The sequence below is a fragment of the Paenibacillus spiritus genome (assembly GCF_008710135.1).
GTDB lineage: Bacteria > Bacillota > Bacilli > Paenibacillales > Paenibacillaceae > Paenibacillus_AQ > Paenibacillus_AQ glufosinatiresistens.
Genome location: NZ_VYKK01000008.1, coordinates 24,088 through 43,529, shown reverse-complemented (window position 1 = coordinate 43,529; position 19,442 = coordinate 24,088). Strand labels below are relative to the sequence as shown.

The following is a 19,442-nucleotide window of genomic DNA, read 5'->3' as shown; positions in this document are numbered from 1 at the left end:
GATAAATTACGGTTAAGGACGTGAGAGAAGGATGAAAGTATCAACCAGCTGGTTGAAGGATTATATTTCGCTTGAAGGCGTAACGGCCGCCGAACTGGCGGAGAAGATTACGGCTGCGGGCATTGAAATCGACGGCATCGAGAACCGCAATCAAGGGCTGTCGGGCATCGTGGTCGGCTTGGTGAAATCCAAGGAGAAGCACCCCGATGCGGATAAGCTGAATGTATGCGTGGTCGATGCCGGCCAGGGCGAAGATCTGCAGATTGTCTGCGGAGCGAAGAATGTCGCGGCCGGACAGAAGGTGCCGGTGGCGCTCGTAGGCGCGGCTCTGCCGGGTCTTACCATCAAGAAGGCGAAGCTGCGCGGCGTGCTCTCCCAGGGCATGATCTGCTCCGCCAAGGAGCTTGGCATGAACGACAAGCTGCTGCCGAAGGAACAGCAGGAAGGCATTCTGGTGCTGCCGGAGGAGACCGAGATCGGTCTGCCTGTCACCCGTGTGCTCGGCCTGGACGACGAGGTCTTGGAGTTCGACCTGACGCCGAACCGTTCCGACTGTCTCAGCATGATCGGCGCGGCCTATGAGGTCGGGGCGATTCTCGGCCAGGAGCCCCGGCTGCCCAAGCCGGAGGAAGAGCTGATTCAAGCCGGCGGGCCGGCTTCCGATGCCGTAACCGTATCGGTGGAAGACGAGTCGCTCTGCACGCACTATGCCGTCCGTTATATTTCGGGCGTTAAGCCCGGGCCGTCGCCGCAGTGGATGCAGAACCGGCTGATGGCGGCAGGCATCCGTCCGATCAGCAACATTGTGGATATTACAAACTATGTCATGCTGGAATACGGGCAGCCGCTGCATGCTTTTGACGCCGACAAACTGGCGGGAGGCCGACTTGCGGTGCGCTTGGCCCATGAAGGCGAGAAGCTGGTTACGCTGGATGGACAGGAGCGTACGCTCGGCGCGCATATGATCGTAATTGCCGATGCCGAGAAGCCGGTCGGCCTGGCCGGCGTCATGGGCGGCCTGGACTCGGAAGTCACCGATGCCACAGTGAACATTGCGCTGGAATCGGCCCGCTTCAACGGATCGCTTGTACGCAAAACCGCGCGCCAGCTCGGTCTTCGTTCCGAAGCCAGCCTGCGCTTTGAGAAGACGGTCGATCCGGGTTCGGTTCTCCCGGCTCTGGACCGCGCCGCTTCGCTGATCGCCCGCTACGCAGGCGGCGCGGTTCTCGAGGGGGTTGTCCAGGCGGGGAATGCAGCCGCCGAACCGATTGTTCTCACCCTCTCGCTGGATAAGGTCAACGCGCGGCTTGGAACCGTGCTCTCCCTGCTGGAGGTCAAAACGCTGCTGCTTCGCCTGGGACTCCCGTGCGGAGACGCCGCCCACGGCCTGCTGGAAGTGCGGGTGCCGACCCGACGCGGGGATATTACGCGCGATGTGGATCTGATTGAGGAAGTCGCCCGGCTGTACGGGTACGACAATATTCCGTCCACTCCGATTGAAGGACCGACGACGCCGGGCAGTCTGACGCGTCCGCAGGCGCTGCGCCGCGAGCTTCGCCACCTGCTGGCGCACGGCGGCTATCAGGAGACGATGGGCTATTCGTTCATCCAGCCGGACCGGACCGGTCTGTTCCCGGCCCTGCAAGGCGGTGCCTTCGCCGTCAAGCTGGCGATGCCGATGAGCGAGGACCGCAGCGTCCTCCGCACCAGCCTGCTGCCGGAGCTGCTCAGCATCGCCGAATACAATACGAACCGCCGGCAGAGCGATCTGGCGCTGTTCGAGATCGGCAATATCTTCCTGGCCGACGAAGAGCGCTTGACCCGGCAGCCCCGCGAGCTGCCGGTGCTGGGAATGCTGCTCAGCGGCAACCGGTCCTCCAAGCAGTGGAACCGTCCCGCCGAACCGGTCGATTTCTTCGACCTGAAGGGTGCGCTGGAGACAGTGTTCGACCAGTTCGGACTGTCGGACCGGATCGTCTATGAAGCCGACCGGCCGGAGGGCTTCCATCCCGGGCGTTCCGCTTCCGTCTATCTGCTGGATGGAGACGCCCGGAACCTGATCGGGACGCTGGGCCAGATTCATCCCGAGCTCGCCCGCAGGCACGACCTCACGGATACGTATGCGGCCGAGCTGCTGCTGGAGCCTATGTATGCAGCTGCCCGCACAGCCATTCAGTATACCGAACCGCCGCGGTTCCCGGGAATGGAGCGCGATATCGCGCTTGTCGTGGAGCGCAGCGTCCCTTCGGCGGACCTGCTGAAGACGATTCGCGAGCACGGCGGCAGCCTGTTGCAGACGGCGCAGGTCTTCGACGTCTATACAGGCGGCCGACTGGGCGAGAATCAGAAGAGCATCGCCGTATCGCTGCTCTACCGTCACCCGGAACACACGCTTACGGAAGAAGAAGTGACGGAAGTGCATGACCGTGTGCTGGCCGCCCTTCAGCAAAGTTTTGGCGCCGAACTTCGAAAATAGAAGGAAATGAACAAAGCCGCAGCGAATCCATTACTTAAGGGGATCGTCTGCGGCTTTTTCTCCATGAAGCGCCCGGATATCCCGTTCAATTTCGGTCCTTCGAACGAAGAATCAGGGGCCGAGAGCGCAACACTTGGTACGTTATCAGGTTATATTATATAGATTTCTTTATTCCACCCCTTACAGGATGCAGGCGTACTAACAGAAGGAGGGCACCACTGTGGCAATGGACCGGACACGCGTCGCCGTAGAAATCTACGGCACTTCCTATAAACTTGTCGGAAGCAGCACCGAATATATGAAGCAGGTCGCCCGCTATGTCGATGAGCACATGAAGGCGATCTCGAAATCCCATAACCGGCTGGATACGCCCCGCATCGCGGTGCTGGCCGCCGTTCATATGGCGGAACAGGCGATTCAGGCGCAGGATCTGCGCAACGAAGTCAATATGCTCACCGGCGAACGCAGCGAGCTGCGCGCTGAAGTCTCGCGCATGCTGGAGGTGCAGCGGGAACGCCAGGAGGAATGGGAGCGGACAAGCGCAGCCGCCGAAGCCGAGACGAAGCGGCTGATTGCGGAAGCCGAAGAGGCGCGGCGCTCCCACCTGGAACAGCTGGAACAGGAGCGCGCGGCGCAGGCCGAACGCGTTCGCGAAGCCGGTGAGAGCACAGCGGCGGTCCGCCGCGAACTGGAAGCGGAGCTTGCTCGCAGGGAAGACGAGATTGCCGAGCTTCGGACGGCCCGTGAACTGGAAGCAACCGAAGCGAGGGAGCAGCTTCGTTCAGAGCTTGCAAGAGCCGAAGCGCTGCGCCTGGAGCAGATCGAAGAGCTGAAGGCTGCGCATGCGAAGGAGCTGGAAGAGCTTCGGGCTGCACAGGCGGCCGAGCTCGAGGAGAACGTCTCCCGCTTGCGCCGGGAGCTGGATGAGACGAAGACGATGCATTCCGGCCAATTGGAAGAGACGCGGGCGGGATTGAATCTTCAGCTGGCAGAGAGCCGTGAAGCTTCGGCCCGGGAGCTGGAAGCGGTCAAGGCGGCGCTGACCAAGGAGCTGGAGGCCGGGAAGGAAGCGCTGGAACGCGAGCTGGCCCGCAATAAGGACATGCGGCAGAGCATCGGCAATCAGGAACAGCGGCATAGAGGGCAGCTTCAGGAACTGGAGAAGCAGCTCGCCGAGATGAAGGGGACGGTCAGACAGCTTCAATCCCGGCTGCGTGCCGAGGAAGCGGCCGTGCGAGGCGAACGCGAGGCGCGCAGCGAGCTGCAGACCCGGCATGAAGCGGCGCTTGCGCTGGAGTCCGGACTGCGCGAAGAACTGGAAGCCAAGACGGGGCAGGCGGCTCTGTTGGAAGCCGAGCTGGATGAGCTGCGGGGACTGGAGGCGGCGGCCCGCAGCGAGGCGGCTGCGGCGGAAGCCTCTCTGGCGGAATGGCAGCGACGGACGCAGAACCTGGAGTCGGAGCTGGCGGGTGCGCTGGCGGAGCGCGAGGACTGGAAGGAGCTGGCCGCGAAGCGGCAGAACGAACTCGGCGAGCTGGAACAGATGGTGCTGGAGAGCGGCGAAGCGCTGGAACGCGAGCATCGTTCCCGTACGGAGCTGGAATCCGCGCTCGAGACGCTGCGCGGCGAAGCTGCGGCTGCGGCGCAAGAGGCAGGCCGCAAGGAAGCGGAGCTGGCCGGTCTGCGTCAGGAGCTGGAGCAGACCGCCGGAGAACGCGAAGCGTTCCGATCGGAACTGGAGCGCCTGCGGCATGAGCGCGAGAAGCTCCGGGAGGAGATCGGACGGCGGGACGAAGAGCTGGCCGGTCTCGGGGAAGAGCGGACGCGCCTCGGCGAAGCGCTGGAGCGGGAAGCCCGGCGGCGCGAGACGGCGGAAGAGCGTCAGGCGGAGCTGCTGGAGCTCGGACGCCGGAAGGAAGAGGAGCTCGCGGCGCTGCAGAACCGCTATGAAGAGCTGATTATCCAGTATGACGATGTGCTGCAGAATGGCGACAGCCTGCAGGAGCGCTGCCGTCTGCTGGAAGAAGAGAAGGAAGAGCTGGCCTTCCGTCTGGACGAACTGTCGGAGGCGGCAAGAGAAGCCGCCGCAGCGGCAGCGATGCAGCAGGAAGGGCTGAACGACGCCCGCCGCGAGACCGAGGCGTGGAAATCGAAGTACGAGGAACTCAAGCGGGCCCAGGGCTCCTGGGCAGAAGCGGAGCGCAGTTTCCGCGAAGAGATCGAGCTCTGGCAGCAGGAAGTGGAAGAGAGCGAGAAGGTGCGCTCTTCGCTGAAGCTTGAGCAAAAGGAGCTTCGGAGCCAGCTGGATGACGTCGCCGGCCACTACGAACTGTCGCAGGGCCAGCTCCGGCTGCTTCAGGCCGAGTTCGGAATGCGGCAGGAAGAGCTGGAGCAGATGACGGATGCCTTCCAGAAGCTGCAGGCCGAATATGCCAAGCTGCAGACGGAATATAATGAATGGATTCAACTGATCGAGCAGGACAGCTAGAGCGGCCTAATGACGGATGAAGGAGCTTAAGGGGCGGAATTGCGGAGGACGGCGAGCAGCCGAGCCGCGGTTGCGCCTCTTTTGCCGTGAACACGGATCGTCCGGCTCCGCCGATTATCCGCGTGGAGACGGAACAGGCGGACATTCCAGAAAGGGGATGCAAACCCGGGGGTTATTGATTATAATAAAAAGCATTATATCCGGGGACAAAAGTAGGGGATCCGCATTCGAAGTAAGGCCGCTTCACTGGAAAAAGAATCCTGGCACCGCAGAGTGATGAAGGGGTATTGGGCGGTTATCCTCATCATGATCGTTATTCAGATTTCGTTCTTCTGGGCAGGGGTCAAGCCTGCCTGCGCTCTTGCCGACAGCCGGGATTGCGGAAGACTGTATCTGCTCAGCAATGGCGCCGTTGCGGCCGCCATCGGCTCGGCCGAGCTCTGGCTGCGTGTGCGCAGCCGCTACCACAAGCAGGTGGTAACGGGCTGCGGCTTTGTGCTGTCCTGCCTGCTCTATTTTATCGTCGAACCCTTCGCCGACGGAGCCCAAATGGCCTGGATTGTGCCTATCGTGGTTCCGCTGGTCTACTTTGACCGCAGGCTTCTGCTCATAACGGGCGGCATGACATCCGTGTCCTACGCCGGCGTCTATCTGCTGCTGGAGCGGCCGGTATTCGACAAGCCTCTGCTAGAATTTCTGCTTGTCGAGGCGATGATTGCGCTGTTCATCTTTATCGCGAACGGAGTCATCATCCGGGCTTATGAAGCCAGCATGGAGCTGGAGCAGCTGACCAAGTCGGAACAGAGCCTGCTCGTCGAACGCGCCATTTCGGACCGGCTGCTGAAGATCGACGCGCTAACCGAATTGTACAATCACAAGACATTTCACGAATATCTGGATTCCCTGCTGGAGCAATGCGAGAAGAACGGACTTAAGCTCCAGCTCGGCCTGCTGGATATCGACAACTTCAAGCAGATCAACGATACGTACGGTCATTGGATCGGCGACATCGTACTGAAAGAGGTAGCGGCCCGGCTCCGCGAGACAATTGGATTGAATGACTTTGCCGCCCGCTACGGGGGAGAAGAGTTCGCCGTTATCTTTACCGACAAGACGCTCGAAGAGTCCAGAGAGATGGTGGAGAAGCTGCGCGAAGCCGTGGAACGGATGGAGCATCCGTATGCCGGGGACAAGCCGATTACCGTCAGCATCGGACTCTGTGAGTATGAGCGGGGCGACGCGAAGGAGATGCTCTTCCGCAAGACGGACGACGCGCTCTATGAAGCCAAGCGGACCGGCAAGAACAAGGTCGTCCTCTGCACCGGCGCCTATGCCTCCCTATCCTCCAAATGATGAAGCGCAAAAGCCGTCGCCTTCCCGAACGGGAAGACGGCGGCTTTTGGCATTGAGCGGCGGTCCGATCCGGGTACCGGCCTTATTTGCCTGCGTCAAAAGGGGTAGGCACAGGCAGGAACAGGTCGATGATCCCGATCACCAGCGCAGCCAGAAGGGCGCCGATAATGGATACGTCAACGCCGCTGACGACGAATTGGGCGACCCAGATCACGAGGGCGCTCACCAGGAAGCCGACGATGCCGCGGCCGAAAGGCGTCGCTTTTTTGCCGAAGATGCCCTCCACAACCCAGCCCAGCAGGGCGATGACCAGTGCCAGCACCAGGGCGCTCCAGAACCCGCCCACCGTGAACTGGGGAACGATCCAGCCCACAATCAGCAGGACGATAGCCGACACGATAAAGCGGACTACATGACCGAGAAATTTCACGGTACAGCCTCCTTTACGCTTTGAAATTGCGGGATTTGTGCAAGGTATAGGATACCCGGCAGGCAGCGGGATTATGCGAGATCGGGAAAATTCATGCAGGGAGTATGCAAATGGCGCAGGTGAGGCTTATCCGGTATAATAAGAAAAGATGTGAAGGGAGTTGTGACTGGTCTTGGACGACAAAATTCTGCATACGCTGGAGTATCGCAAAATTCTAAATAAATTGGCAGCGTATACGCAAACGCCGATGGGTGCGGAGAAGGCGGAAGGCCTGAAACCGATCGGCGATCTGGAAGGCGTGAAGCTGCTTCAGCAGGCTACCGACGAGGCTTCGGACGTAGACCGGCTGAAAGGTATCCCGTCGCTCAGCGGCGTCACGGATATTCGCCCTGCGCTGAAACGGGCTTCCATCGGCGGAACGCTCGGTACGCATGAGCTGCTGGCCGTAGCCCGGACCATTCAGGGCGGACGGCGGGTCAAGCGCTTCCTGGCCGCGCTGCACGAAGAGAAGCCGGTGCCCATGCTCTATGAGCTGAGCGATCTGATCTCGGAGCAAAAGGACGTCGAGGATGCGATCTTGGCCTGCATCGACGAGAACGCCGACATTCTGGATACGGCGAGCCCGGAACTCGCCGCCATCCGCCGGGAACTGCGTTCCGGCGAGAGCCGGATCCGCGAGAAGCTGGATTCGATGATCCGCTCTTCTTCGGTGGCGAAGATGCTGCAGGACCAGCTGGTGACCATCCGCGGCGACCGGTTCGTCATTCCGGTCAAGGCCGAATACCGCTCGCATTTCGGCGGCATCGTCCACGACCAATCCGGTTCGGGAGCGACGCTGTTCATCGAGCCGGAAGCCATAGTTGCGATGAACAACAAGCTGCGGGAGACCCGGCTGCGCGAAGAACGGGAGATCGAGGTCATTCTGCAGAAGCTGACGGCCCGGGTGGGCGGGATTGCCGAAGAGACGGCCTATGACATTGATGTGCTGGGCCAGCTCGATTTCAACTTTGCGAAGGCCCGTCTTGCCCGTGAGATGAAGGCTTCCCAACCCCGGATGAACGACCGGGGCTATCTGAAGATCCGCAAGGGACGGCATCCGCTCATTCCGGCGGAATCGGTCGTGCCGCTCGATGTGGAGCTCGGCAATCAGTACAGCACCCTTCTTGTCACAGGCCCGAACACGGGAGGCAAGACGGTTACCCTTAAGACCATCGGCCTCCTGAGCCTTCTGGCCATGTCGGGGCTGTTCATTCCGGCGGAGGAAGGCAGCCAGATGTGCGTCTTTGACGCCATTTATGCCGATATCGGCGACGAGCAGAGCATCGAGCAGAGCCTCAGCACGTTCTCCAGCCACATGACGAACATCATTACGATTCTGCGGCGGATGACGCCCAAGAGTCTGATTCTGCTGGATGAAGTCGGTGCGGGCACAGACCCGGCGGAGGGATCGGCGCTGGCCATCGCGATTCTGGAGCATATTCACCGGGCGGGAACGCGGATGGTCGCCACCACGCACTACAGCGAGCTGAAGGCCTATGCCTATGAGCGCAAGGGCGTTATCAACGCCAGCATGGAATTCGATGTCCAGAGCCTGAGCCCGACTTACCGGCTGCTGGTCGGGGTTCCGGGCCGAAGCAATGCTTTTGCCATCGCGGAGCGTCTCGGCCTGCCGGGGCCGATTCTGGAGCATGCGCGCGGCGAGGTCAAGGAAGAGGACCTGCGCGTCGAGAACATGATCGCTTCGCTGGAGGAGAACCGGCTCGGCGCCGAGAGCGAGCGCGAGCGGGCCGAGCAGATTCGGGCCGAAGCCGAGGAACTGCGCGGACGCCAGAAGCGCGAGCTGGAGAAGCTGGAGGGACAGCGCGACAAGCTGATCGGCAGGGCGGAGACGGAGGCGGCTGCAATCGTCGAGAAGGCGCGCAAGGAAGCCGAGACGATCATCGCCGACCTGCGGCGTCTGGCCATGGAGGAAGGAGCTTCGGTCAAGGAGCACAAGCTGATCGAAGCCAGACGTCGGCTCGACGAGGCGCAGCCTGCGCCGCGGAAGAAAGAGCCGGCCCGCAAGGCGAAGGCGCCCCGGCAGATCGGGCCGGGCGACGAGGTTCAGGTATACAGCCTGAACCAGAAGGGGCATGTCGTGGAGCTGAGCGGTTCCAAGGAAGCGCTGGTGCAGCTCGGGATTTTGAAGATGAAGGTCGCTCTGAGCGATCTGGAGCTGCTCTCTCCGGCGAAGCCGCAGGCGCCTGCGCCGCTGCGGCAGGCCACGACGGTCAAGCGGACACGGGACGAGAACGTGCGCACCGAGCTCGATCTCCGGGGAGCGAATCTGGAGGAAGCCCTGATCGAGACAGACCGGTTCATCGACGAAGCCTTCCTGGGCAATCTGGGCCAGATCTACATTATTCACGGCAAAGGAACAGGCGTCCTGCGCACCGGGATTCAGGATTATCTGCGCAAGCACCGGCACGTGAAGAGCTACCGGCTCGGCAATTATAATGAAGGCGGCGCGGGCGTAACGGTGGCGGAGCTGGAGTAAGGCCCTTCGCGCGATACGCTTCGTCCAAAGGAGAACGATCGATGGAAAATGCGGTGGATTCTTTGCTGGAGCACCCGCTTGGGGCGATGCTCGGCAATTTTACGGTCGCCATTCTGGGCCTGGTTCTGTTCCTGGCCGTATTTGAAATGGTAACGAAGTACAACTGCTGGGACGAAATCCGCAAGGGCAATGTGGCCGTCGCCATGGCTACAGGCGGCAAAATCTTCGGCATCTGCAATGTGCTCCGCTTCAGCATCCAGGCCAAGGTCTCCATCTACGAGACGATGAAATGGTCGGTGGTCGGGTTCGTGCTGCTGCTGGCGGCGTATTTTATGTTCGAATTTCTGACCCCCGTGTTCTCCATCGACGATGAGATTGCGGCGGACAACCGGGCGGTCGGGCTGACAGCGATGCTGATTTCGGTGTCGCTGTCCTACGTGATCGGAGCATCTATTTTCTAAGTGAATGAAGGAGCGATTGGAATGGATACAACCATCTGTCCCTGGTGCCATACGGAGATTGTGTGGGATGAGGAATTGGGTCCCGAGGAGACCTGTCCGCACTGCGACAACGAGCTGAGCGGGTATCGGACGGTCAGCCTGAGCGCAGATGAACTGGGTGAGGAAGAAGACGATGATTTCGGAGAAGAAGAGGAGACCGAAGAAGACGATCTGTGGGGCGAGGAAGACCGCAGCAGCGTAGTTCCGGTGTTCAACGGACTCGACAAATACCGAGATGCCTACGATCTGGACCGGTATGACACGGCTCTGGCTTCCGTCCTGGACGGACAGGAAGAGGTGCCGGAATGCCCGCAGTGCCATGAATTAATGGTGCTCGCAGGCACGCGCACGGTGGAAGCAGAGCAGTTCCGCGGCATCCGCCCGGCAGGGCTCGGAACCGAGCTGCTGACAGCGCCGTTCGCAATGAACCTGCATGTCTGCCCGTCCTGCTTCCTGGTTCAGGAGAGCCTGACGGAAGAATTCCGGTCCCGGTGGATTCGGAACATCGGCGGCACCCGCAAGTAACTCGGCGCTAAATCGCGCTGCATTCGGAATTCAACCGGCATAGGAATCCCCCCGGACCGGGCATCTTAAGCGAGAGCCTGCGAATGGGGGGATTTGTGTGAACAAGGAGCCGCTGGGGAAGCAGGCCTGGCTGCTGCTGGCGGTCGACGGCCTCTTCGTGCTGTCGGGCGCGTTGTCGGGCACGTTCCTGAACATCTATCTGTGGAGAAGCCGGTCCGATTACGCGATGATCGGCTGGTTCACGGCCGCGCAGCAGGCGGCGCTCGGCATCAGCTTCTGGATCGGCGGAAGGTGGGTGAAGGGCCGCGGCAAAATGAACGCGCTGCGCGTCGGCATCGCGCTGTCGGGTCTGTTCTATCTCCTGGTGCTGCGGCTGGGGCCGCGGTCGGTGGATTACATCTGGCCGCTCGGCGCGCTGCTGGGCGCAGCGCTGGGCCTGTTCTGGCTCTCGTTCAACGTGGTGTATTTCGAGATCACCGGCCCCGGCAACCGGGATCGGTTCAACGGATGGACCGGACTGCTCGGTTCGCTGACCGGCATTGTCGGTCCCTGGACCTCGGGGGCGCTGATCAGCGCCATGAAGGGAGAACGGGGCTACCGGGTAGTGTTCCTGGCGTCTCTGTCGATCTATGGGGCTGCGGCGGTTCTCAGCTTAGCACTGCGGAGAAGGAAGACGGCCGGGAGCTACAGGTGGCTGGAGCCGGTCCGCCGTCTGCGTGTGAGCGGGCAGTGGCGGTGCATGGCGGGAGCTCTGTTCTTTCAGGGCCTTCGGGAAGGGGTCTTCTCGTTTCTGGTCGGGCTGCTGGTCTATCTGGCGACCCGGGAAGAGAACCGGCTGGGGCAGTTCACGCTGATGACCTCGGCGATCGCCCTGGTCAGCTACGGAGCGGCGGGCCGGTGGCTGACGCCCCGCCGCCGGCTGCCGGGAATGCTGGCGGGAGCCGTGCTGCTGACGGCGGTCACGCTTCCCCTGCTGGCCGGTACCCGGTACAGCACCCTGCTGCTGTTCGGAGCCGGCACCGCGCTGTTTCTGCCGCTCTACATGCTTCCGATGGTCTCTTCGAGCTTCGATCTGATGGGCGACTCGGAAGACAGCGTCGGCAAGCGGGTGGAACTGATTGTGCTGCGCGAGCTGAGCCTGATGGCGGGCAGGCTGACCGGAACGCTGCTCTTCGTCTCGCTGCTGCCGCTGGGACCCAAGCTAAGGCTGTTCACGCTGCTGCTGCTTGGCCTGGGGGCGGCCCCATTCGGCAGCTGGTTCTTGCTTCGCCGGAGCGCACCGGCGCTTTCGGCGGCCGGGAAGCCGAAGCCGCGGAGCCTTCGCGGATATCTGCGGAACGGGCGGGAGCGCTGAAGGCCATCCATTACGCCAGATTACAGCCGTCTATGCATACAGGGACGCCCCGACGGGGCGTCCCTGTGGCCGTTTATCCGGCTGAAGCCTGATGAAGGTCTTATCCTGCCGGAGCCGGCTTGGGCGACCGGGTCAGCGAGAACAGATCCAGCTCGGGCCGGGTCCGGCCGGCCACGGTATCGGTCACGAGCTCGGCTCCGATCATGCTGCATACCGTTCCGTTGCCCCCGTAGCCTTCAATAAAGTAGCAGTGCGGGTAGTCCGGATGAGGACCGATGAAGGGCAGACCGTCCCGGGAGAGGCCGAACACCGCTCCCCAGGCGAACTCCGCGCGCACTCCCTGAAGCTCGGGGAAATGCTCCGCCAGCTTCTCCAGCAGCTTGTCCCGGCGCGAGAGCGACCGGACCTCCCGTTCCTGCGGGTCAGTCAGCGGCTCATCCAGGCCGCCGGCAATGATCCGGCCCTCCGGCGTCGTCCGGAAATACAGATACGGCCGGGCCGTCTCCCAGATCAGGCAGCGCTCATGCCATTTCGGCAGAGACGGGACCGGCTCTGTTACAATGGCGTAGGAGTTGACCAGATCGGCGCCGCGGTCCCGCTTGATCTCCTGGGTCTCGTAGCCGGTTGTGAAGATAACCTGCCGCGCCGAGATGCTTCCGCGCTTCGTCCGGCAGACAACTCCTTCCGGCAGATAATCCAGATGCAGAGCTTGGGTGCCGCTGCAGATTCGCACTCCCGCCGAAGCGGCCCCGGCCAGAAGACCGTGCACGAACCGGTAAGGGTTCACCTCGGCGTCTCCGCGGGTATACAGCGCGGCCGAACGGGAGAAAGGGAAGCGGGCGGCAATGGTCTTCTCGTCCCAGAGCTCGCATTCAATTCCCACCGAGCGGAGAAGCTCGCCCTCTTCGCGGAGCAGATCCGCGTCCCGGGGCGTGCTTGCATAGTACAGGCTGCTGCGCGGAATGAATTGAGGATCGATCGCAAGCTCTCCGGCGGCCTGCCGCAGGTTCAGGAGAGCGTCTTTCGAGAGGCGGTAGAATTGTTCGCCTTTCTCCTTGCCGAAGGTGTGAATGAACGAGCCAAGCCGCTTGTCGCTGCTCGCTTGCAGCAGGCCGGTGTTGGCGTGCGTGCTTCCGGTGCCCACTGCCCTCTTGTCGATCAGGACGGTGTCCGCCCCAAGCTTCGACAACCGGTGGGCGCAGAGCGCTCCGGCCATGCCGCCGCCGATAATCAGCACGTCGCAGACGGCATCGTCTTCGAGGGGAGGATAAGACGGGGGATCAGACAGAGTGTGCTCCCAAAAGGTAGGTCCGGCGCTTAACTTCATCTTCAGTCCTCTCTTTCAATTATAGGCTGTTATGCAGTATCCTCCGATTGAAGTTCCCTCATTCATGGCGCTGCTCCGGGCACATAAACGCCGTAAACCTGCGGCATACTAGATTTGCCAGGCACTATTTCCAAGGAGGAATCCACCCAGACATGCAATCTACGCACATGCAACCGCTCAGCGCGAAGGAACTGGAGTATATCTCCGATTCCATCTCCAACGAAGATTTGCTTCTGAAGCAATATGCCGCCACTGCAGGCGTTACGCAGAACCCGACCGTCCGCCAGCTCTGCCAGCAGCATATCCAGAGCCACCATCACCATATGGGCATGCTGATTGATCTGCTTCAGCAGCATCAGCAATATGCCCCAACGCAGCCGCAAGCTTAGAAGAATGACTTCAACGAGGAGGGATTATCTAACATGAATGCATCGAACAACTCCGCTTTTATGCCCGACGAGGATCTGCTGACGACCGTTTTGTGCGACCTGAAGCGTACGGTCCGTGAATATACAACAGCGGCTACAGAGTCCAATTGCCCGTCCGTCCGCCGGGTATTCAACGACCTGACGATGGATACGCTTCGCCTTCAAGGGGAGCTGTATCAGCAGATGGGACAGCTTCATATGTATCAGACGCCGGGCAAGGCGCTGCGCCAGACCGTGGATCAGGCGATTCAGAGCGGGCAGCAGACCCAGCAGAAGTGCCAGCAGTTCGTCCAGCAGAAGCTGGGCGGCCAGAATTCGGCCCAAAGCCAGGGCTTTGATCCACAAGCTTCCATGCAGCAGCAGAACGGACAGAGTCCCTACTATATGTAAGCACCCTCTGCATGCAGGCATCCACCGGCCTATATGTAGATTACCCCTTGCGCTCCTCACATGAAGCAGCGGACGGGCATCCGAGGGTTAACAGGCGTTCTCCGCTCCGGCGGGGAACGCCTGTTTGACTAGCCGATTTTCCTGGAAGGACTTCATAATTCAAGGGGGGTAGAACTTTACTTTATGAATTGTAAGCGTATTCTTAAAAGTTATAATTTAACTATCACCAGGTGAGATAAGAAGACAAGAACCAGTTCGGCACGATAAAAGGGAGGGCATTGATTTATGAACAAGACAACAAAGCGCACGGCTACGACGGCATGGGCCGCCGTGTGTGCGCTGGCATTGGTTCTAAGCGGCTGCGGCGGCAACAACAACGGGAACAATGCAGCCAAAGAAAGCACCGCGCCTGCCGCTTCGGGAGCACCGGCCAGCCAGGCGGCGGCTGCGAAGGAAGAAGTGAAGCCGGTTACCCTGTCGGTCTTCATCGACAGCCCGTATCAGCAACCGACTTCGGATAACAAGATCTACAAGATGCTCAAAGAGAAGACCGGCGTCAGCCTGAACATGGAATTTCTGGTCGGCGACCTTCAGCAGAAGCTGGGCGTCATGATTGCCGGCGGCGATTATCCCGACCTCATGACAGGCAACGACAAGCTGATTGCAGCAGGCGCCTTCATCCCGCTTGAGGATCTGATCGAGAAATACGCTCCGAACCTGAAGGAACATTACGCTGCGGTCTGGAACCAAATGAAGGACCCGGCCACCGGACATATCTTCGTTCTTCCGAACTTCAACGTCTTCACGGGCAAATTCAATGAAACCGCATACGAAGGCCCGGGCTTCTACCTCCAGAAAGACGTTCTGAAGGAAATGGGCTATCCGACGCCCAAGACGCTGGATGAATACTTCGACATTATTGCGAAATATAAAGAAAAACATCCCGATATGATCGGATTTGAAACCCTCAATTTCGACTGGAGAACCTTCCCGCTCCAGAATCCGCCGGAGCATCTGGCCGGACATCCGAACGACGGCGGCGTAATCGTAGAGAACGGCAAAGCCCAGATTTTTGCAGACAAGGACATTGCGAAGAACTACTACAAGAAATTGAACGAGATCAATGCCCAGGGACTGATGGATCAGGAAGCGCTGGTTCAGAACTATGACCAATATCTCGCGAAAATCGCCAGCGGCAAGGTCATCGGCATGTTCGACCAGCACTGGAACTTCTCCGACGGCGAGAAATCGCTGATTTCGCAAGGCAAGACCGGCAGCACCTATGTCGGGTTCCCGCTGGTGTATGATGGCGCTACGGAGTACTATCGCGACCGCCCGTCCGTCAATATTAACCGCGGCTACGGCATTTCGGTGAAAGCCAAGGACCCGGAACGCATTATTAAATTCCTCGATTCCCTGATGACGGAAGAATGGCAGAAGACGCTGCAATGGGGGATTGAAGGCGAAGACTATATGGTCAAGGAAGACGGGTCTTTCTACCGGACCGCCGAACAGCGGGCCCATGCCGACGACAATACCTGGAAGCTGGCGAACAAGGCTGAAGCCTTCTTCTATAACATGCCGAAGATGCAGGGCACATACAGCGACGGCAATGCGACCGATCCCGGAACGCAGCCGCAGGAATTCTTCGACAGCCTGAAGCCGCAGGACCAGGAAATTCTGAAGGCCTACGGGCATAAGACCTGGGCTGAATTCTTCAAGGAACCGGGAGAGAATCCGGTCTACTATCCGGCATGGAGCATCGACCTGGTGGACGGATCGCCGGCCAAGCTGGCGAATACGAAGCTGAATGACCTTTCGGTCAAATATTTGCCGAAAGCCGTTATGGCCAAACCGGCCGATTTCGAGAAGGTCTGGCAGGAATATGTGAACAAGATCTCCAAGATCAACATCAAGGCCTATGAAGACCGCATCAACGAACAAATTCAGTGGCGCATTGATAACTGGTCCACCAAGTAATCCGGATACGGCGCGGGCGAAGAAGACCTTCTTCTTCGCCCGGTCTGCCCTTGAGTCAGATTTTGCATAGGAGGGAACAACTGTGGCCGAAACAACCGTATCGGAACCCGTTATGGAAACCATACCGACCAAAAAGATCAAGGTTCGCAAGAAACGCAAAGTGGACCCAGAGATCGGCGTCGCACTCAGCTGGAAAACCATTAAGAGCCAGAAACAGTTGATCTTCATGTCTGTCCCGCTCTTGATTTATCTGATCGTCTTCAACTATATCCCGATCTGGGGCTGGCTGATGGCCTTTCAGAATTACCGCCCGAATCTGTCGTTCTCCCAGCAGGACTGGGTCGGTCTGCAGCAGTTCAAATTTCTGTTCCAGGACGATACCTTCATGCTGGTGCTCCGCAACACACTGGCGATGAGCTTCATCAATCTGGTGCTGGGCTTCGCAACTGCAATTGTGCTGGCGCTGCTGCTGAACGAGATCAAAGTCCGTTTCTTCAAAAGCGCCGTGCAGACGATTTCATACCTTCCCCACTTTCTGTCCTGGATCATTGCCGCCGGAATCGTCTCCACCTCCTTGTCGGTTGACGACGGGATTGTGAACACCCTGCTGATGAAGCTGCACCTGATCCATTCGCCGATTATGTGGCTGAGCGAAGGCAAATACTTCTGGGGGATTGTAGGCGCGGCCAACGTCTGGAAAGAGGTCGGCTGGAATACGATCATCTATCTGGCCGCCATCACTTCGATTGACCCGTCGCTGTACGAAGCGGCGTCCATCGACGGCGCGCGGCGCTTCCAGAAGATGAGATATGTGACGCTTCCCGGGATCAAGGCGACGTTTATCATTCTGCTGATTATGAATGTGGGACATATTCTGGACGCCGGGTTTGAAATCCAGTACCTGCTCGGCAACGGGCTGATTGTAGACTGGTCGCAGACGATTGACATCTTCGTGCTGAAATACGGAATATCCATGGGCAACTACTCGCTGGCGACAGCCGCCGGCATCTTCAAGACGGTCGTCAGCGTGGCGCTGATTCTGATCGCCAATTCCATCGCGAAGCGCCTTGGCGAAGAGCGGCTCATCTAAGGGGGGAACGACTATGGAGCGCACCGAAATCCGAAGCAAACGGCTGGAGCCGGTTGTCTTTCACACCTTCAATACTGTGTTCATGCTTCTGCTGGTTGTCGTGACTCTCTATCCTTTCCTTCATACGCTGACCGTCTCGTTCAACGAAGGCAATGATACGCTTCGCGGCAACCTGTATCTCTGGCCCCGGGCATGGAGCTTGCAGAACTACAAGGCCGTCTTCATCTCCGGAACGATCTACCACGCGGCATTCATCTCTGTGGCCCGGACGCTGCTGTCCACGGTGCTCGGGGTGTTCCTGACCACGATGCTGGCCTATACACTGGCGCAGCCGCATTATATTTTCCGCAAAATTATCGGCCTGCTCTTTATCCTGACCATGTACTTCAATGCCGGACTGATTCCGAACTACTTCCTGATCAAGAGCCTTGGCCTTCTCGGAAGCTTCTGGGTCTACGTGCTGCCGACGCTGGTCAGCGCGTTCAACCTGATTGTCATCCGGACGTATATCCGGTCGCTGCCGGGCAGTCTGGTGGAATCGGCAAAGATCGACGGCGCCGGGGATTTCCGGATCTTCCTGCGGATCATTCTTCCGCTGTGTCTGCCCGTTCTGGCAACGATTGCGCTGTTCATCGCCGTCGGTTCCTGGAACGCCTGGTTCGATACGTTCCTGTATGCTTCGTCCGACATCAAGCTAAGCACGCTCCAGTATGAGATGATGAAGCTGCTGGGTTCGACGATGAATACGAATACCGATCCGGCTCTGCTGGCCGGGACGAAGATGAACCAGTCGCAGGCGATGGTTACGCCGGCTTCGATCCGTGCGGCCATCACAATTGTGACGGCGGTGCCCATCCTGTTCGTCTACCCTTTCCTGCAGCGGTACTTTGTGGTAGGTTTGAATCTGGGGAGTGTCAAAGAATAGCCGATTCCTATTCGGGAATAGACCGTTTCAGCCTGTGGCTGGGACGGTTTTCGCCTGTTTCGGAAGCAGCAGGGAGGCGATTGATATGATGCGGAAGGTGCTGTTCGCCGACGACGAGCCGATGATGCTGGAAGGGCTCCGGCTGATGATTGACTGGGAACGGTTCGGCTTTCAAATCTGCGGCGAGGCGCTGGACGGGGAAGATGCGCTTCTGCTCATGGAAGAGCGGAAGCCGGAGCTGGTCATCACCGATGTCCGCATGCCGGTTATCGACGGTCTGGAGCTGATCCGCGAGGCGTCGGAACGCCGTCTCGGGGCGGAATTCATCATCCTGAGCGGGTATGCCGACTTTCAGTATGCGCGCCAGGCCATGGAATATGGAATCTGCAATTATCTGACCAAGCCGCTGGATGAGGCCGAACTGGAGAATGCGGTGGCCGGCGTGGCGGCCAAGATCCGGCAGAGGGAAGAAGAACGGAACCGGCAGCTTCTTATGGAAGAAAGGGTCCGGAGCGAGGCGCTGGTGCGGCTGCTGCTCGGCGAAGGCAGCCCGGTCCCTGCAGCCGGAAGAGAGGAGTCCCTTGCCCTCTTGCCGGAACTGGGGCGGTTCCGCTGCGTGCTGGTGGATGGCGGCTCCGGGCCCGGAGGCGGTCCCCCGCTCCGCGACCGGCTTGCCGCTCTGGCCCAGGAGCATCCTTGGCCGGAGGCGGAGCTTATGCCGTTCGCTGTCGGGCCGGGGCGCTGTGGCTTCCTGCTGGTATCGGGGTCCCCCCGGCATCCGCTGCCTTCCGGACTGGTTGAAGCGGCGGCGGGGATGATCGCGGAACGCTTCCTGCCCGGAGCAAGGCTGTATGCGAGCCGGGAGCATGAAGGTCTTCCTTCCGCTGCGTTAGCCTATCAGGAAGCCGTAGCTGTCAGGAATCTCGATTCTGCAAGCGCTACCGAAACCGCTACCGAACCGGTTCTGTATTATGACAACCGCCTTCCGGCTGACGCGCCGCTGCCGGCGGAGGCGATGAACCGGCTGCAGCAGGCGGTTCTGGAGGGAGACCGGGAGGAGGTTATTCTCCAGAATCGCCGCCTCTTTCACTTGCTGCGGGCGAACGGAGTGTCGGCGGCCTGGACGGCGGCTTGTCTTGCTACCTTCAAGCTGAAGCTTCTGCGGGCGATCGAGCGGCAGACGGGGGACAGCTCGGAGTGGGAAGCCCGCTGGTTCCCGGCCGTCCCGCTGCCGACGGAGCAGGCGACGGCCGAGGAATTGCTGGAGACGGCAGACTGGTTCGCGAAGCGGGACGATAAGCGGGAGCATGCGCTGACCTTGGCGGTAGGGGACTATATCCGGGAGCATTACCGGGAGAAGCTGCAGCTCCGGCAGGTGGCGGAGCAGTTCCATATCAATCCGGCCTATCTGGGGCAGCGGTTCAAGAAGCGGTTCGGCTTGGCCTTCAATGAATATTTGCACAGCGTGCGGATTGAGGAGGCCAAGAAGCTGCTCAGACGCACCGATTACGCCGTATCCGATATAGCCGGACGCGTCGGCTACACGGTCACCGACCATTTTACCGAGAAATTCAAGGCCCTGAACGGCATGTCGCCATCGGCATACCGCAAAGGCGGAAGCGGAGGCCGGGAGGGCTGAC

The 19,442-nt window shown here is 60.0% G+C and carries 15 protein-coding genes; 13 read left to right on the top strand and 2 right to left on the bottom strand.

Annotation, left to right across the window (positions count from 1 at the left end; translation table 11 throughout):
• Nucleotides 1-31 precede the first annotated feature (31 nt).
• The 3 genes from pheT to F4V43_RS07700 all read left to right on the top strand — a co-directional run bounded on the left by pheT (nucleotide 32) and on the right by F4V43_RS07700 (nucleotide 6,317).
• Entirely contained in the window at nucleotides 32-2,476 is a 2,445-nt protein-coding gene (gene pheT, locus F4V43_RS07710) for a phenylalanine--tRNA ligase subunit beta (RefSeq protein WP_150457663.1), read from the top strand.
• Between the two features lie 226 nt (nucleotides 2,477-2,702).
• Nucleotides 2,703-4,964, top strand: a complete 2,262-nt coding sequence (locus tag F4V43_RS07705; protein WP_411898455.1) for a hypothetical protein — start codon at nucleotides 2,703-2,705, stop codon at nucleotides 4,962-4,964.
• A gap of 306 nt (nucleotides 4,965-5,270) precedes the next feature.
• The gene (locus F4V43_RS07700; RefSeq protein ID WP_191089518.1) at nucleotides 5,271-6,317 is read left to right on the top strand and encodes a diguanylate cyclase; all 1,047 of its coding nucleotides are present in this window, start codon (nucleotides 5,271-5,273) and stop codon (nucleotides 6,315-6,317) included.
• A gap of 82 nt (nucleotides 6,318-6,399) precedes the next feature.
• On the opposite strand, the gene F4V43_RS07695 is transcribed toward F4V43_RS07700, so the two are convergent.
• Nucleotides 6,400-6,747, bottom strand: coding sequence for a phage holin family protein (locus tag F4V43_RS07695; protein WP_150457660.1), 348 nt, complete (start codon nucleotides 6,745-6,747; stop codon nucleotides 6,400-6,402).
• A 172-nt stretch (nucleotides 6,748-6,919) separates the two neighbouring features.
• Between F4V43_RS07695 and F4V43_RS07690 the strand changes: the two genes are divergently transcribed.
• The 4 genes from F4V43_RS07690 (at nucleotide 6,920) to F4V43_RS07675 (ending at nucleotide 11,662) form a co-directional block, all read left to right on the top strand.
• Nucleotides 6,920-9,283, top strand: coding sequence for an endonuclease MutS2 (locus F4V43_RS07690; protein WP_150457659.1), 2,364 nt, complete (start codon nucleotides 6,920-6,922; stop codon nucleotides 9,281-9,283).
• A 41-nt stretch (nucleotides 9,284-9,324) separates the two neighbouring features.
• The gene (locus tag F4V43_RS07685; protein WP_150457658.1) at nucleotides 9,325-9,744 is read left to right on the top strand and encodes a DUF350 domain-containing protein; all 420 of its coding nucleotides are present in this window, start codon (nucleotides 9,325-9,327) and stop codon (nucleotides 9,742-9,744) included.
• 21 nt (nucleotides 9,745-9,765) lie between these two features.
• The gene (locus F4V43_RS07680; RefSeq protein ID WP_150457657.1) at nucleotides 9,766-10,308 is read left to right on the top strand and encodes a hypothetical protein; all 543 of its coding nucleotides are present in this window, start codon (nucleotides 9,766-9,768) and stop codon (nucleotides 10,306-10,308) included.
• 97 nt (nucleotides 10,309-10,405) lie between these two features.
• Complete coding sequence (locus F4V43_RS07675; RefSeq protein ID WP_411898454.1) at nucleotides 10,406-11,662, top strand: MFS transporter; 1,257 nt, start codon at nucleotides 10,406-10,408, stop codon at nucleotides 11,660-11,662.
• 100 nt (nucleotides 11,663-11,762) lie between these two features.
• Here F4V43_RS07675 and F4V43_RS07670 read toward each other — a convergent pair whose 3' ends face one another.
• Nucleotides 11,763-12,989: an NAD(P)/FAD-dependent oxidoreductase gene (locus tag F4V43_RS07670; protein WP_150457655.1), complete on the bottom strand. Its 1,227-nt coding sequence runs from the start codon at nucleotides 12,987-12,989 to the stop codon at nucleotides 11,763-11,765.
• Nucleotides 12,990-13,141: 152 nt separating this feature from the next.
• Between F4V43_RS07670 and F4V43_RS07665 the strand changes: the two genes are divergently transcribed.
• The 6 genes from F4V43_RS07665 (at nucleotide 13,142) to F4V43_RS07640 (ending at nucleotide 19,441) form a co-directional block, all read left to right on the top strand.
• Entirely contained in the window at nucleotides 13,142-13,378 is a 237-nt protein-coding gene (locus tag F4V43_RS07665; RefSeq protein WP_150457654.1) for a hypothetical protein, read from the top strand.
• 33 nt (nucleotides 13,379-13,411) lie between these two features.
• Entirely contained in the window at nucleotides 13,412-13,807 is a 396-nt protein-coding gene (locus F4V43_RS07660) for a spore coat protein (RefSeq protein ID WP_150457653.1), read from the top strand.
• Between the two features lie 285 nt (nucleotides 13,808-14,092).
• Entirely contained in the window at nucleotides 14,093-15,787 is a 1,695-nt protein-coding gene (locus F4V43_RS07655) for a sugar ABC transporter substrate-binding protein (RefSeq protein WP_150457652.1), read from the top strand.
• Nucleotides 15,788-15,899: 112 nt separating this feature from the next.
• Entirely contained in the window at nucleotides 15,900-16,877 is a 978-nt protein-coding gene (locus F4V43_RS07650) for an ABC transporter permease (RefSeq protein WP_150457830.1), read from the top strand.
• Nucleotides 16,878-16,890: 13 nt separating this feature from the next.
• Nucleotides 16,891-17,802 carry a carbohydrate ABC transporter permease gene (locus tag F4V43_RS07645; protein ID WP_150457651.1) on the top strand — a complete coding sequence of 304 codons (912 nt, stop codon included), beginning with the start codon at nucleotides 16,891-16,893 and terminating at the stop codon, nucleotides 17,800-17,802.
• 85 nt (nucleotides 17,803-17,887) lie between these two features.
• Nucleotides 17,888-19,441, top strand: a complete 1,554-nt coding sequence (locus F4V43_RS07640; protein WP_150457650.1) for a response regulator — start codon at nucleotides 17,888-17,890, stop codon at nucleotides 19,439-19,441.
• Nucleotide 19,442: the final 1 nt, after the last annotated feature.

Bases quoted from the DNA above. Each gene is read 5' to 3' on its own strand.
- pheT (WP_150457663.1), top strand. From the start codon at position 32: ATGAAAGTATCAACCAGCTGGTTGAAGGATTATATTTCGCTTGAAGGC.
- F4V43_RS07705 (WP_411898455.1), top strand. From the start codon at position 2,703: ATGGACCGGACACGCGTCGCCGTAGAAATCTACGGCACTTCCTATAAA.
- F4V43_RS07700 (WP_191089518.1), top strand. From the start codon at position 5,271: ATGATCGTTATTCAGATTTCGTTCTTCTGGGCAGGGGTCAAGCCTGCC.
- F4V43_RS07685 (WP_150457658.1), top strand. From the start codon at position 9,325: ATGGAAAATGCGGTGGATTCTTTGCTGGAGCACCCGCTTGGGGCGATG.
- F4V43_RS07680 (WP_150457657.1), top strand. From the start codon at position 9,766: ATGGATACAACCATCTGTCCCTGGTGCCATACGGAGATTGTGTGGGAT.
- F4V43_RS07670 (WP_150457655.1), bottom strand. From the start codon at position 12,989: ATGAAGTTAAGCGCCGGACCTACCTTTTGGGAGCACACTCTGTCTGAT.
- F4V43_RS07665 (WP_150457654.1), top strand. From the start codon at position 13,142: ATGCAATCTACGCACATGCAACCGCTCAGCGCGAAGGAACTGGAGTAT.
- F4V43_RS07660 (WP_150457653.1), top strand. From the start codon at position 13,412: ATGAATGCATCGAACAACTCCGCTTTTATGCCCGACGAGGATCTGCTG.
- F4V43_RS07655 (WP_150457652.1), top strand. From the start codon at position 14,093: ATGAACAAGACAACAAAGCGCACGGCTACGACGGCATGGGCCGCCGTG.
- F4V43_RS07650 (WP_150457830.1), top strand. From the start codon at position 15,900: ATGGAAACCATACCGACCAAAAAGATCAAGGTTCGCAAGAAACGCAAA.
- F4V43_RS07645 (WP_150457651.1), top strand. From the start codon at position 16,891: ATGGAGCGCACCGAAATCCGAAGCAAACGGCTGGAGCCGGTTGTCTTT.
- F4V43_RS07640 (WP_150457650.1), top strand. From the start codon at position 17,888: ATGATGCGGAAGGTGCTGTTCGCCGACGACGAGCCGATGATGCTGGAA.